Raw genomic sequence first — 13,897 nt, 5'->3', positions numbered from 1 at the left:
TACAACGCAATTATGAAAGTGTTCATCATAATTTTTGTATTTATTTATTCTTGGACATCTAGTGGTCAAGCTTCAGATTTTGAACATATAGATTTCACAAAAGCTGAAAATATAGTAAAATTAAATAAAGGGAAAAGTCTAGATAACTTACCGCTCTTAGCTCATGAACTTACTTCAAAATTAGAAACAGATGTAGAAAAGTTCAGAGCCATATACAGATGGGTCTGCGAAAATATTAGTGGTGATTATAAGCAACATAATAAGGTTAGTAAAAAATTAGTTGATCTTAAGAATGATAGCCTAGGTTATATCAAATGGAACGATGAATTTAAAAAAGAGGCTTTTAAAACATTATTAAAAGATAAAAAAACAATGTGTACTGGTTATGCATATTTAATCAAAGAACTATGTTTTATAGCTAATATTGAATGTAAAATTATTGAGGGTTATGCAAGATCATTTGAGACAAACGTTGAAAAGTTAGAATATGTAAACCATTCTTGGAATGTTGTTAAGTTAAACAATAAATGGTATTTATCCGATGCCACTTGGTCCAGTGGTTATATGCTAAATGGGTATTTTTTCATTAAGGATTATAATGATGGGTATTTTTTAACCGAACCGATATTATTTGCCAAAAATCATTTTCCAGTACATGAAAAATGGTTTTTAAATGATAGCCTTATTAAAAACAAATTCGAAGCTGAACCGATAGTTTACGGAGAAACATTTAAGCACCAAATTATTCCAAAAACACCAAAAAAATTATACACTAGTATACCTAAAAATGAGGAAGTCGTTTTTACATTTCAAAGTTTAGAGAAAATTGAAGACAAAGATATTTCTTTAGTTCAGGTTTTAGAAAAAGAACAAAAAGCCTTTAAAATTTATAATTTAAAGAATGAAAACGGAAAGGTTTCCTTTAAATACATATTTAAGCATAGAGGAACTTATGATGTACACCTTAAAATAAAGTCAGACATAGTCGCTTCATATTCCATAAAAGTTCTAAAAAATAAAACATTACATTAAACCACTTAGAAAATTCTAAGTGGTTTTTTTATGCTCAAAACAAAAAAATAAATACATTTTATTAAAATGTATTTAAAAAATATGTATATTAGCCTCATGTATAGTAAAGAACTCACTAAAGGCACATTACAACCTATCATCTTAAAGCTCTTAAGCGAGCATGATAAAATGTATGGTTATGAGATTACCCAAAAGGTAAAAGAACTCACCAAAGGTAAAATTGATATTTCAGAAGGCGCACTCTACCCTATTCTACACAAACTAGAACACAAAAAGGTATTAGAAACTGAAAAAGTGTACATCGGTAAACGTGTTAGAAAATACTATTCCGTTACCAAATCCGGCAAACATGTTATAGAAGAGCAGACCAAACAAATCAATGATTTTATAGATACCTTATCACTAATTTTTAATCCTAAAACAAGCTAAATGACTCTTACAGACCAACACATAGCTTTTATTTCCAAAAATCTGGATTTATATGGCCTAAAAAACAATGAGTTAAAGGAAGATCTCTTAGATCATATTTGTACTCACATCGAAAATTCTAATGAGCAAGATTTTGAAATGGCTTATAAAAAAGCAATCCATGAATTTGGTGGACATCTCAATCTAAATCATATTGAACACCAAACCAATCTTCAATTGTATTTTAATGCTTCTAAAAACAGAAATAAACTCTTGTTTATACTGAGTTATATTTCCGCAGGTTGTATTCTTGTAGGTATTGTTTTTAAGTTTATGCACTGGCCTTTTGCCAGTATACTCTTAGTCGTTGGTTTTGCTTTTTTAATATTTCTTACGCTTCCTATTTATTTCTATTCAAGATACAAAGACCGTATCGTAAAATATCAATCTTAAATTTTAACCATAAACCCAATTAATTATGAAAAAATCAGTTTATGTCTTAGGCTTTATAGCCGCGTTTATTCTCAGCACCTCATTTTTATTCAAAATGATGCATTGGCCATTTGCTAACATCTTAATGTTTACAGGATTTATAATCTTGAACCTAGGGTTCCTTCCAACCTTATTTTTCAAGTTATACAAACAGTAAATATTAAAACTCAAAAAGCTAAAACCACTTCAAATCGAGGTGGTTTTTGTTTTATTACCATTCAACTATAGAAACCTATCAATCAACCACATAAACGTTTGTCACATCGATTTTAAATTACGGCTTCAAAATTATTTTTGTAAATTATCGTAGTTTAATATCAATTTAAGTTGCAAAAGAGTAGTCTATATATTAGTCATATTTTCAAAAATCTTATTTTTTCCGAAAAAGAAATTGAGACTATAAGTGCTGTTTTTCAAAAAGTTACAGTAAAAAAGGGAGACACCTTAATTGTTCCTGGAGATACTGCCGACTCTCAATACTACATCCTGGAAGGATGTCTTAGATCTTTCTATGTAGATTATCAAGGAAAAGAACACACATTACAATTCGGAACAAAAGACTGGTGGATCAGTGATTACACTGCTTTTTTTACAGCTTCACCAGCAGTAATGACGGTTGAAGCGCTTCAAAATTCAACTTTATACAAAATCACTCAGCAGCAGAAAGATGACCTTTATTCTAAAATACCTAAAGTAGAAACCTTCTTTAGACGAAAATTAGAAAGTGCTTTTTCCGCTTTTCAAAGACGAATATTATCCGGTTTATCGCAACCTGCCAAAGAACGTTATTTGTTGTTTATAAAAACATATCCTGATATTGAGAAGATTGTAAAAAACTATCATATCGCATCTTATCTGGGCATAACTACCGAGAGCCTCAGCAGAATACGAAAAGAAATGTAAAATTTGCATTTCTTATCATACATCAATTTTTTTAAAATATTTTGAATTTAAATTTGTAACCCCTAACAAAGAGAACTGATCTCTTATCCTAACTAATGGATTAATAGCTTGAAAAGCGCAGGTTGATGAAACTTGCGCTTTTTCTTTGTTGAAAAATCAAATTACAGATTACATTTTGTTTCATTTATCTTTGCCTTACAATAGATATAAAATTGAAACCAGAGAACAAACTTTCAAATATAGAAACGCAACTGCATCCCAGAAATAAGCATAACACACGTTATGATTTTTCTAAACTCATTAAGAGTTTACCTGAGCTATCTCAATACGTTTCTAAAAATAAATATGGTGATGACTCAGTTGATTTTTTTAATCCTGATGCGGTTTTAACACTAAACAAAGCTTTGTTAAAACACCATTATGATATTGATTTCTGGGAAATTCCGAAACATTATCTATGTCCACCAATTCCAGGAAGAGCAGATTATTTACATTACATTTCCGATTTACTTGGAGAGACGTACACAAAAATCCCTGAAGGCTCTAAAATAAAAGTTTTAGATATTGGTGTTGGTGCTAATTGCATTTACCCAATTATAGGACATCAAGAATATGGTTGGTCCTTTATTGCTTCTGACGTTAGTGAAAATGCTATAAAGTCTGCTAAACAAATTGTTGATCAAAATTCAAATCTTTCTTCTTACATAGACCTTAGACTTCAGAAACAACGTAAAGCGTTTTTTAATGGTATACTTTCTGAAGATGAAAAAATAGACTTTAGTATTTGTAATCCTCCTTTTCATGCCTCAAAAGAAGAGGCTGAAAAAGCTAACTTAAGAAAGCTTAAAAACCTGAAAGGTAAAACTAAAGGAAAAACCAAATTGAATTTTGGCGGGCAACATAATGAATTGTGGACCAAAGGTGGTGAAGCTCGTTTTATAAAAGATATGATTTTTGAAAGTAGAAACTTTAGTAAACAATGTCTATGGTTTACAACATTAGTGTCTAAAGAGGCTACTTTAAAGCCTACATATAAAATCCTTGAAAATGTTGAGGCTACGGCCGTAAAAACTATAGAAATGGGACAAGGTCAAAAAAGAAGTCGTTTTATAGCTTGGACATTTTTGACGGAACACGAACAAAAACAGTGGGCAAAAAACCGTTGGTAAAATTTTATTCTACCTTTGTTTTACCATTGTCATGCTGCATCAAGTGTAGAATAACAAAACCACTTTAAACATAATTCAAACAAATGTCATTTAAGGATCTAAAACTCATTAAACCTCTTCTAAAAGCCATTGACGCTTCAGGTTACACAGAACCTACATTGGTGCAGGAACGTACTATTCCTGTAATATTAGAAGGTAAAGACGTTATTGTTTCTGCCCAAACCGGAACAGGGAAAACAGCAGCTTTTGCGTTACCAATTTTACAGCAGTTGTTTGATAAACAAGACGCACCAAAACGTGGTAAAAAAATAAAGGCTTTAATAATTAGTCCTACACGAGAACTGGCGCTACAGATTCAGCAGAATTTTAAAAACTATGCGCAGTTTTCCAACCTTAGATCACTAGTTATTTTTGGTGGTGTTGCTATTGAACCTCAGGTTGATGTTCTAAAAAAAGGTGTTGATATTCTTATTGCCACTCCTGGTCGTCTTTTAGACTTACACAAACAAGATTATATCAACTTAGATAAGGTTGAAACTTTTGTATTAGACGAGGCTGATTTAATGTTAGCCATGGGTTTTATTGATGATGTAAAAAAAATAGAACGCCTTTGCCCAGTGGAAAAACAAACCTTATTATTTTCTGCAACAATTCCATACAAAATAGAAGAGCTTGCTAATTCAATTTTAAAAGATCCTGAAAGAATTGATGTTACTCCAACGCAATCTGTAGCCCAAGATGTAAGTCAGGTATTGTACTACGTGCCAAAACGCAGAAAAATAGAATTGTGTTTGCATTTGCTTCGAAATACGGTAAAAGGAAATGTTATCATCTTTAGACGCACCAAATTTGGTGTAAAGAAGCTTGAGGAACGCTTGGCAGAAAAAGGCTATCGAGTCGATAGTATTCATGGTGACAAAAATCAGAATGACCGACAAACAGCCTTAAACAAATTCAAAAATGGTTATGCTAAAATTTTAATCGCTACAGATGTGGCTGCACGAGGTATAGACATTAATGAGCTAGATAACGTACTTAATTTTGATATGCCAAACGTTGCCGAAACTTACGTTCATAGAATAGGTAGAACTGGTCGTGCTGGTAATATAGGTTCCGCATATTCATTATGTTCTGCAGACGAAAAAAGTTATATAAAAACGATTGAAAACTATATCAATGTTCAAATTCCTGTAGAGAAAGAGCATCCTTACCCTTTAGACCCAAATGCCAAACCTATTATTCACAAAAAGAAAGGCAGTAAGTACAAAAAGGGTCGTAAAAGTGAAGCATCTAAAAAGAAGAAAAGACGTTGGTACTAATTAGCATGTATAGTCTAAGTAATAAGAGTAAAGTACTAAACTATTTAGCTAGGATATATTACTGAAAATTTAAGGATTGTTTTCTTTATAATTTTAAAATAATAAAATTATAGCACTATCTATAAGCTTTCCCTTACAGATATATTCCATGAAATTCTAATTCAAAAGGTTTTTTAATTGACTTTACGGTCAGAAGTTTTTCTAGGTCAAATTCTTTCCATTCTACAGATTCAGTATTATTATTAGAAAAATTTCCTTTAGTTATTTTCATTTTTTTTGTTAGAAAATCAATACTGTAGTCTGTTGTTTCACCGCTTGCTCTGTGTGCTTCGTTTGATTCATATCCGATTAATGCAAAATCATTATTTTGAAAGCGAAATCTATATTTGTGATTTGACATACTCCAACTTCCTGCACTATACCAAAATCTAAAATTAATGTCCAAGATTCCCTTTTTATTAATACTGAAGCCTTCAAGTGGTTCATCCATTGTTGGTGAGTCTCTAAGGATTATAAAATCTTCGGAGACTAATTTCTTCCTGAAAGCACCAGATTCTGTTCCGAAATAAATAGCTAGTATTCTTGGGTTAAGGTCAATAGTATCTGTCCCAAGCCCTTCATTTAATTTAATATTTTCTTTAGTAGTTTTTTGAATAGCAAAAACCAAGTCAGAAATTCCATCTTTGTTTAGATCTCCTGTAGTAGAGTCTAGTAGTTTCCAATTATGAGGAATTATTTTTTCAAGAGTTTTTCCTTTATTAGGCATTATTAATTCACTTTGTCCAAAACTGGCTATAGAAATTAAAACTGTAAATATTGTCAGTGATTTTATCATTTTTTAACTTGATTACAATAATAGTATTTGAGTGTTTTTTTAGTGATTTTTTTTTAATCCTAAAATTAATCAATGTTGTAATATAAATGGCCTGCTCATTTTTTAACATCAATAAAATCCTCACCAAACCTAATAATACCGTTAGTGATGTTAATCTTTATTTTATTAGGATTTACCTCCTCTCCTATTAACATCATTTTAGAACGTTCCTTTTTTCTGCTTGGTGGAATTTCTGTTATAATATCTCCCCAATAATGTACAGTATTATATCCGTAAGTTTCTATAAAAAAACTGGACTTTTCTGGGAAAAACAAATTAATCTCTGAATAGTCTGATTCCATTTTAAATTCCTTAAAATCTTGAGAGAAATTATGAAACCAGAACTTACTATTAAAGTCCACGATTCTTACATTTCCTGCTATTTCACCTATTTTTACATCACTAAACTCAGTATCAATATTTACACTTTTTAATTGTGCTACTTGTACTTCATCTGCATGTGTAAATTTATAACTACCACCTTCTAAAACGTTTGCTCTAAAACTTCCGTTTACCACATCAAGTACATTTAGAGGGTTCTCTATGTTTTGAAACTTTAGACTTGAATGTCTGGTATTCATAACCAATTGATTTTTTAAATCATTTTGAAAAGTTAAACTAGAGTTTTCTGCCATTATTTTTAGCATAATTTCAGGAGGTAATTTTATAGAAAATTTGGTCTTTAAAATCTTCACATTGTTGGTGTTGATTTTTCTCTTATTTCCTTTATCATCTAATTCTCTTAGATTTTTTAAATACTCCTTAATACTTTTACCTCTAGAGCTACTGTTTATAGCTAAAAAATACTGTTTAGACTTTCTAAATTTTCGATTTGTTTCTTCTTTAAAATTTATAAAATCGCCTTCAAACGTTATTCCATAAAGTGTTTCTAGACTATACGAGATATCACTTTTAGCTTCACTACCACTAGTTTTAAACTCTAAAATTCCATTTACAATTTGGACTTCTGTTTCAATCTCATTCAACTTACTTTCCAACTCTTTTTTTGAATAGTTTTCAAATTCTAAAGTGTAATCGAAATGCACTTTATCATCTTCAGACTCAGAAAATTCTACGTAAGTGCCATTGAGTTGAAGATTTATAGACTTTAAATTCTTAGCATCATAACTTTTCTTAAAAATTTCCTTGACTTGCCCGAAACCCATTGCTGATGTGATGAGCGTCAGCAATAGAAGCTTAAATTGATTTTTCATTCTGCTCGTTTTTTTGATTTAAAATTTTGATGTGTTCTTGTATGTCTTTTAAAATTTGAAGTCGTGTTTGCAAGTTTTCCACCAAATCCTCTACGACTAAAATATTATTGGAATCGTTTTTAAACTGCTCTGAAATTATTTGATAATCGTCATCCAAAGCCTTTAGCCGTTTTTCAAATCTTGTAATAAGAACCTCATCATCTGCAATGGCTATAAAGTTTTCCCATTCTGTATTAATTTCCTTTAAATACTTATCCTCTACGGCTTCAACTTGAGCTATCATCGGAGAAATCTCTTCGGTTGGTTGGTTATAAAACAAACTGAATCCAACAGTTAATGCAACGATGGCTACAGCGGCAATTTTCAACCATAAATAGCTTACCTTTTTAGTGTCTTTTTGCGCATTTAACTTATCCAAAAAATCTTTTCTATGATTTTTTGGAAGTGTTTTCAATTCTTCTTCCGCTTTAAAAAATTCTCTAATATCTTGCTGCATTGTACTTCGGTTTTAAAAGTTCTTGTAACTTCAATTTTCCTCTCCTTAAATGTGTTCTAGACGTTTTGACTGGTATGTCTAATATTTCTGAAATTTCAGAGTGATCGTAACCTTCTATGAGATATAATTTTACTACTACTTTGTGATTTTCACTAAGCTGTTCAACAGCCTTTAAGATGTCATTTTTGGTTAAATTGCTATCAAAATTCCAATCATCTTCATCTACAATTTTCAATTCTGAAACTTCTATATCATTAAATTGCAGTTGATTTTTTCTTAAAACATCTAAACATTGATTGATAATAATCCGCTTTAACCAAGCGCCAAAAGCCGCTTCTGGCCTATAGCTTTCTATATTTAAAAACGCCTTTAAAAATCCATCTTGCATCGCGTCTTTCGCATCTTCTTCATTACCCAAATAACGACATGCAACTGTAAACATAGCTTTAGCATAAAGGTCATAAATCTGCATTTGGGCAACTTGATTTCCTGTTTTGCAACGTTCTATTAAACTTTGATGTTGGTGATGCATTTGATTAGTTAGTGGTTTCTATTTTAAAAAACGATAAAAACTTAGAAGGGTTTCATTTTTTTTGAAAAAAGATTAAAATTAATTGATTATGCCTAAATTAGGGTAAAAATAACCAACCCACATGAGCCAAGATTACAATAATCCTGCGTTTAAAAAATTATTAGTAAAACTACAGGAAGAAAGCTGGCAACTAGAATTATTGATTTCTGGTTTTGCCATTTTTGGTTTGTTTTCGGCATATCCAACGCTACAAGTGGCTTCAAAAGCTGCTCAAAATGACAATAATACTCAGTTCACTATTTTCTTATTTATAGCATTAGCTGCCTGTTCTATATTAATTTTCAATCTCTTGCTCCATGTCCTTTTACGTGGTTTATGGATTGGTGCATTGGGCTTGCGCTACGTTTCTGGTGATATTGATTATGAAAAATTAAATTACGGTAAAAAGTTTTCAGGATACTTAAAAAAGAAAGTCGGATCGTTTGATCGTTACATTGCCAGATTAGAAAACTATTGTAGTGTTATTTTTGCGATCTCATTTCTATTAATCTTTTACGTTCTTGCATTTGCTTTAATCTTTACAATCATTGGCTTAATAATAAGTTTAATGATTGACGGAAATGACTCAAGTTCTGTACTTCTATGGATTGGAATTCCGCTATTAATATTCATGATTATTGGGATGTTCCTCACCTTTTTTGACTTTTTATCTCTCGGTTTATTAAAAAAGAAAAATTGGATTAGTAAACTATATTTCCCATTTTATTGGGTGTTTAGCTTTATAACACTTGCCTTTTTATACAGACCTTTAGTTTACAACTTCCTAGATAACAAATTTGGCAAAAGATTGAGTTTTCTTTTGGTTCCTGTCTATTTTGCGTTGTTAATGATTACAACTTTGAATTATAATCATTCGAACTATTTTGAATTTGATGAGAACTCCAACAGCTTTGTCGCTAATTCTTACAATTATGAAAGTGAACTTATTGACGAATCTGACTTTATTGAAGATATCGCTATAAATAGTAAAGTTATTTCTGAGCCCTACGTAAAAGTCTTTATTGTTTTTGATGATTATATAGAAGATGAACTTTACAAGTTTAACCCAAAACTAAAACCAGAGTCTGATGATAGAGGCATAAAGTCGAAATTTATCATTATAAATGGCAATAAACTCTCTGATAACAAAACTTTACAAAAGGACTATTTAAAGACTTTTAACTCAATTTATTCCGTAAAAATTGATTCCACTCATTTTGATTCTGAGTTTGTTCTTGGAAAAACCACTAAAAATCAAAAAGGGTTTGAAACCTACATTGGAATAAAAAACCTTAATGAAGGTAAACATCAAATGAAAGTTATTAGAAAACGAATCAAAAAATCGGACACAACTTCTGTGCTAGATGCCAATATTCCTTTTTGGTATTATCCTGATTAAAAAAGTACTTTTTTATTGAAATAATTCTTTAGCAAAGGAACTTGCACTCCAACCATAATCGCTAATAAAACCAAAGAATACATCATCGTTTTAGAGGAGTTAACAGATAAATTTTCAAAAGGATTGAACGCTAATTTTGAGAATTCAATTTTTTTCAACCACTCGCTATTTACCACAGGATCTTTTAAATAAACATAAGCAACCAAAGCACCTAAGCTACAAAACACCATATACCAAACATATTTAGGAATCAATGGTTTGTAAACCGTAACTTTAGAGTTAGAGATGGCTTCAACCTTAGACATTACATTTGTTGTAAAATCTATAGAAGGTTGTTCTAAACGATCTACAGACATTAACTTATCTACTAATTCTTCTATTTTTTTATCATCCTTTTCCATCGTTCAAACTGTTTTAGGTTGAAAATACTGTTCTAAAATAACCGCCAACTTTTTTCGTGCTCTATAGAGCTTTACTTTAACAGTGTTGGCTTCAACATTTATAATTTTAGAAATTTCTTCTAAAGATAACTCTTCAAAATAAAACAAAGTTAATAACGCACTACTATCTTCGGGTAGCTTGTCTATACATTGTCTTATTAAAGTATTCTTTTCTTTTGTAATTAAATTCTCTAAGGCGTTGTCTATAGTATCTAATTTATTGAATGTGTAATCGTCTATAGCAACATCACTCTGATGTTTTTTATTCTTTTTTATACGATCTAAACACGTATTGTAGGTGACTTTGTAAATCCATGTTGAAAATTTTGAATCCCCTTTAAACCTATTTAAAGATCTAAAAACCTTTACAAAGGTATCTTGAGCTACTTCCTCTGCCTCTTCTCTATGCTTAAGCATTCGCAACGCCAAAGTAAATACTAAATCCTTATAGCGATCAACTAATGTTGCATACGCTTTAGTATCGCCATTTTTAATAGCGTCGATTAATATTTGTTCGTTGTTGGTGGTCATTTTGTATTTAAGACGACTATAATCTTAATAAGGTTACACTTGCACAAAAATTTTTTTTCAAAAAAGTGTAACCTAAATCAAAAAGCTGTCGTCATAGATTAAAAACAAATAAAATTAATCAATTAAAAAACAAACATTATGGAAGAGATTCTAATACCAATCAGTTTATTTCTAGCGATTTTCGGAATCGTTTATCTTTATTTTTCCACCAGAAATAAAGAACGTTTAGCCTTAATAGAAAAAGGTGCTGACGCTAGTATTTTTAATATTGGCAAAAGATCTGGATCTGCCTGGAAAGTTGTAGTACTAAACCTAGCATTTCTATTAATGGGTATAGGTTTAGGCGTATTTATTGCACATATCTTAGAAACTTACACAAGCTTAAACGATGGTACGGTTTATCCTGCAATGATTTTCTTAATGGCAGGACTAGGACTTTATGTTGGCTATACACAGACAAAAAAAGCTTTAGACGACTAAGAAAAAAGAACTTTCAATCAATCAAAATCATTAAAACGTCTCTGTAAAAAAGAGGCGTTTTTTTGTGCTTACAACTCATGTAATTATAGAATAATTTGCCATGCTGAATTAATTTCAGCATCTTTAGTTCAATTAAATTTCAATTTTAAAGTCGATAAAATTTTAACTCGATAGTTTTAAGCCATAAAAGCGACACAAGAAATTGAATAATTACAATAAAATGTACAAATACCTACTCATACTTTTATTTTCCCAACTGAGCTTTTCCCAAATCACAGTTTTAGACAGCATAAGCAAATTTCCTGTAAGTTATGCTACAGTTTCCTTTGGTAACGGTAATGGAATTTTTGCCGATGATGAAGGCAAATTTTACTTCACAAAAAAATTATATCCAGATATTGATTCGCTCTTCATTTCAGCCATAGGCTTTAAGGATTTGAATATTGCTACTGAAAACCTATCTCAAACGCTTCTACTTCAACCAGAAGCTCATGAATTGGATGAAGTTTTACTGGGAGTCACACTAGATCGAAAATTTAAAGAAGAAACGCTAAAACCGTACTTAGACGACGATTATTATAATTGCTGGTTACCTACAATTGAGTCTGAAATTGCAGTGTATTTTCCAAAAACTACAGAACAAGACCAAGAAATTAAAACAGTAACCTTTCCTATTGCTTTAGAATCTAAAGATTGGAACAAACGCAAACGTTCTAATAGTGAAAAGAAAAAGTTTTCAACCTTATTTAAAGTGAAGTTTTACAACAGCACTGATGGCGTTCCTGGAAAAGTCCTTACCTATGAAACCATTGTTTTTAGAGCTACCGAAAAAAATGGAGACTTCTATGAACTTAATGTTGATGATTATAATATCTACGTTCCTGAAAACGGCTTTTTTGTATCGATACAAGTATTAGGCTATACAGATACTTCTGGAAAATTATTACCAAACAAAAAATATAAAGAGATAAAATCTAGAGATGGAAGCGTTGTAAAAATACCGACCAACTTTAGGCCATTATTACCTTTTACGGACGAAATGGATAATAAAAACACGTACATAAAACGTGTTTTTATCAATGGAAATAATTGGTTACGATTTGATAATGGCAACGGATTTAAATCTAGTTTATTAGACAAGAATTTGTTCAACTATGGTATTGGCATCACTTACAAAACCTACAAGGATGAATGAACCTATAGGATTATATATCATGGCAGCTATGTATGTTTTAGCTGGTGTAATGCATTTTGTAAAACCAAAAATGTATATGCGTATTATGCCTAGATATTTACCAAACCATAAAGCTTTGGTTTTTTGGAGTGGGATTGCAGAAATATTACTTGGCGTTGCGTTGTGTATTCCTACACTTAAGGTAATAGCTATTTATGGCATTATCGCTATGCTTTTAGTATTTCTTTTGGTCCACTTTTATATGCTTAGCAGTAAAAAGGCTGCTGCAGGAATACCTAAATGGATTTTAATTTTACGAATTCCACTTCAGTTTTTATTGATGTATTGGGCTTGGGTTTATTTGGGTTAGGCGTATTTTAAACATATCATTTTATTTTCAAAAGTTTTTTATGCAAAGTTTCTGAAATCAACAATAGATTAAGATATGGTTCATCAATATACTTTTTGAAAGTTTCAATTTCATATTGATGGATTTTAGACTTAGTTTCAGTAATAGATTCCGAAACTATTAGAATTTTAAAATATTCAACCCATTTTTCATTTATATTTTTTTCATCAATTTCAGGAAATACTGAACACTTTTCTGATATAACTCCAAAAGCCCATGAAAGATAATTCACACAATTAAAAAGCCTCAAGTAGTTTTTGAAGCTATAATCTATTTTTTCAAAAGCATGCACCATATTATGTCTATTAAATGGATCGTCTAAAATTTCGGAATTTCTAGTATCAAAATATAAATTATTGTTCAAATAATCATTTAATTGTTTTATCCAAAGTTTAAAATATTCTCTGTGCTTTATTAATACTTGTTTCTGTTGGTTTTTATCGTAAAAGTAAACATTGTCTGTTTCTGAAAATGAAGTCTTTATTTTATCTTCATATTCGTTTGACATTTCCATGAATGCTTTTGAGCTAAGTTCTGACATTTTAATTATGCGCTTTGCATTTTCGCCCCTTTTAGAAATCAAATAACTCCTAAGGACACCTTCAATTACAGGAAGTAATAAGCTAATTGCTCCTGAAAAATCTTTTTGTATACAGAGTATTACAGATTCTTCTATCTGAGTCTTAAATGTATTCAAATAAGGTCTTTTCCTATAAAATCCTTCGATAAAAGTAATAGTCAATTTTAGGTCAAGAAACTTTTTAGCAAATCTTTCAAATATTTTCTCTTCAATAAAATTATCATCTTCATTTTCTAATAATTTTTCAAAAAAAGTAATTTCAAAACCTTGACTATATGGATGTACGAAAACCCAATTATACTTACATAATTTAGAGTTTAATTTATCTATACGAACAACAAGTTCTAATTCCCTTTCTATATGCTTAATAGCTTCTCTAAAATTTAATGAATGTTTAATCATATAT

General features: G+C 30.5%; 17 protein-coding genes. 10 read left to right on the top strand and 7 right to left on the bottom strand.

Annotation, left to right across the window (positions count from 1 at the left end; all coding sequences use genetic code 11):
* Positions 1–12: 12 nt before the first annotated feature.
* From AC2H4K_RS13095 to AC2H4K_RS13070, 6 genes are all read left to right on the top strand, one after another.
* A complete protein-coding gene (locus AC2H4K_RS13095) occupies positions 13–1,032 on the top strand; it encodes a transglutaminase domain-containing protein (protein WP_281140105.1) in 1,020 nt (339 codons plus the stop codon).
* A 96-nt stretch (positions 1,033–1,128) separates the two neighbouring features.
* Positions 1,129–1,461 carry a PadR family transcriptional regulator gene (locus AC2H4K_RS13090; RefSeq protein WP_281140283.1) on the top strand — a complete coding sequence of 111 codons (333 nt, stop codon included), beginning with the start codon at positions 1,129–1,131 and terminating at the stop codon, positions 1,459–1,461.
* Positions 1,462–1,893 carry a GldL-related protein gene (locus AC2H4K_RS13085; RefSeq protein ID WP_281140106.1) on the top strand — a complete coding sequence of 144 codons (432 nt, stop codon included), beginning with the start codon at positions 1,462–1,464 and terminating at the stop codon, positions 1,891–1,893. It begins immediately after the preceding gene.
* A gap of 366 nt (positions 1,894–2,259) precedes the next feature.
* Positions 2,260–2,835: a Crp/Fnr family transcriptional regulator gene (locus tag AC2H4K_RS13080; protein WP_281140107.1), complete on the top strand. Its 576-nt coding sequence runs from the start codon at positions 2,260–2,262 to the stop codon at positions 2,833–2,835.
* A gap of 212 nt (positions 2,836–3,047) precedes the next feature.
* Positions 3,048–4,004 (top strand): 23S rRNA (adenine(1618)-N(6))-methyltransferase RlmF, encoded by a 957-nt coding sequence (rlmF, locus tag AC2H4K_RS13075; protein ID WP_281140108.1) that lies wholly within the window; start codon positions 3,048–3,050, stop codon positions 4,002–4,004.
* Between the two features lie 83 nt (positions 4,005–4,087).
* Positions 4,088–5,323, top strand: a complete 1,236-nt coding sequence (locus AC2H4K_RS13070; protein WP_281140109.1) for a DEAD/DEAH box helicase — start codon at positions 4,088–4,090, stop codon at positions 5,321–5,323.
* A 133-nt stretch (positions 5,324–5,456) separates the two neighbouring features.
* Here AC2H4K_RS13070 and AC2H4K_RS13065 read toward each other — a convergent pair whose 3' ends face one another.
* The 4 genes from AC2H4K_RS13065 to AC2H4K_RS13050 all read right to left on the bottom strand — a co-directional run bounded on the left by AC2H4K_RS13065 (position 5,457) and on the right by AC2H4K_RS13050 (position 8,439).
* The gene (locus AC2H4K_RS13065; RefSeq protein ID WP_281140110.1) at positions 5,457–6,158 is read right to left on the bottom strand and encodes a hypothetical protein; all 702 of its coding nucleotides are present in this window, start codon (positions 6,156–6,158) and stop codon (positions 5,457–5,459) included.
* 95 nt (positions 6,159–6,253) lie between these two features.
* On the bottom strand, positions 6,254–7,411 hold the full coding sequence (locus AC2H4K_RS13060) for a hypothetical protein (protein ID WP_281140111.1): 1,158 nt from the start codon (positions 7,409–7,411) through the stop codon (positions 6,254–6,256).
* A complete protein-coding gene (locus AC2H4K_RS13055) occupies positions 7,395–7,907 on the bottom strand; it encodes a hypothetical protein (protein ID WP_281140112.1) in 513 nt (170 codons plus the stop codon). Before AC2H4K_RS13055 ends, AC2H4K_RS13060 begins: the two co-directional genes overlap by 17 nt.
* Positions 7,891–8,439 carry an RNA polymerase sigma factor gene (locus AC2H4K_RS13050; RefSeq protein WP_281140113.1) on the bottom strand — a complete coding sequence of 183 codons (549 nt, stop codon included), beginning with the start codon at positions 8,437–8,439 and terminating at the stop codon, positions 7,891–7,893. Before AC2H4K_RS13050 ends, AC2H4K_RS13055 begins: the two co-directional genes overlap by 17 nt.
* A gap of 121 nt (positions 8,440–8,560) precedes the next feature.
* Here AC2H4K_RS13050 and AC2H4K_RS13045 point away from each other — a divergent pair, with 121 nt between their 5' ends.
* On the top strand, positions 8,561–9,877 hold the full coding sequence (locus AC2H4K_RS13045) for a voltage-gated chloride channel family protein (protein ID WP_281140114.1): 1,317 nt from the start codon (positions 8,561–8,563) through the stop codon (positions 9,875–9,877).
* Here the strand turns inward: AC2H4K_RS13045 and AC2H4K_RS13040 are convergent.
* Together AC2H4K_RS13040 and AC2H4K_RS13035 are read right to left on the bottom strand one after the other, a co-directional pair.
* Complete coding sequence (locus AC2H4K_RS13040; RefSeq protein ID WP_281140115.1) at positions 9,874–10,278, bottom strand: hypothetical protein; 405 nt, start codon at positions 10,276–10,278, stop codon at positions 9,874–9,876. The genes AC2H4K_RS13045 and AC2H4K_RS13040 overlap by 4 nt on opposite strands.
* A 3-nt stretch (positions 10,279–10,281) precedes the next feature.
* The gene (locus AC2H4K_RS13035) at positions 10,282–10,848 is read right to left on the bottom strand and encodes an RNA polymerase sigma factor (protein WP_281140116.1); all 567 of its coding nucleotides are present in this window, start codon (positions 10,846–10,848) and stop codon (positions 10,282–10,284) included.
* Between the two features lie 138 nt (positions 10,849–10,986).
* Between AC2H4K_RS13035 and AC2H4K_RS13030 the strand changes: the two genes are divergently transcribed.
* The 3 genes from AC2H4K_RS13030 to AC2H4K_RS13020 all read left to right on the top strand — a co-directional run bounded on the left by AC2H4K_RS13030 (position 10,987) and on the right by AC2H4K_RS13020 (position 12,872).
* On the top strand, positions 10,987–11,328 hold the full coding sequence (locus AC2H4K_RS13030) for a DUF6249 domain-containing protein (RefSeq protein ID WP_281140117.1): 342 nt from the start codon (positions 10,987–10,989) through the stop codon (positions 11,326–11,328).
* 220 nt (positions 11,329–11,548) lie between these two features.
* A complete protein-coding gene (locus tag AC2H4K_RS13025) occupies positions 11,549–12,523 on the top strand; it encodes a peptidase associated/transthyretin-like domain-containing protein (RefSeq protein ID WP_281140118.1) in 975 nt (324 codons plus the stop codon).
* Complete coding sequence (locus AC2H4K_RS13020) at positions 12,516–12,872, top strand: DoxX family protein (protein WP_281140119.1); 357 nt, start codon at positions 12,516–12,518, stop codon at positions 12,870–12,872. The genes AC2H4K_RS13025 and AC2H4K_RS13020 overlap by 8 nt, the downstream gene beginning before the upstream one ends.
* 16 nt (positions 12,873–12,888) lie before the next feature.
* Here the strand turns inward: AC2H4K_RS13020 and AC2H4K_RS13015 are convergent, their stop codons facing one another.
* The gene (locus tag AC2H4K_RS13015) at positions 12,889–13,893 is read right to left on the bottom strand and encodes a hypothetical protein (RefSeq protein ID WP_493742468.1); all 1,005 of its coding nucleotides are present in this window, start codon (positions 13,891–13,893) and stop codon (positions 12,889–12,891) included.
* Positions 13,894–13,897 lie beyond the last annotated feature (4 nt).

Source organism: Winogradskyella sp. 266wxhm, assembly GCF_058964685.1.
This window is presented reverse-complemented; position numbering and strand designations above follow the sequence as displayed.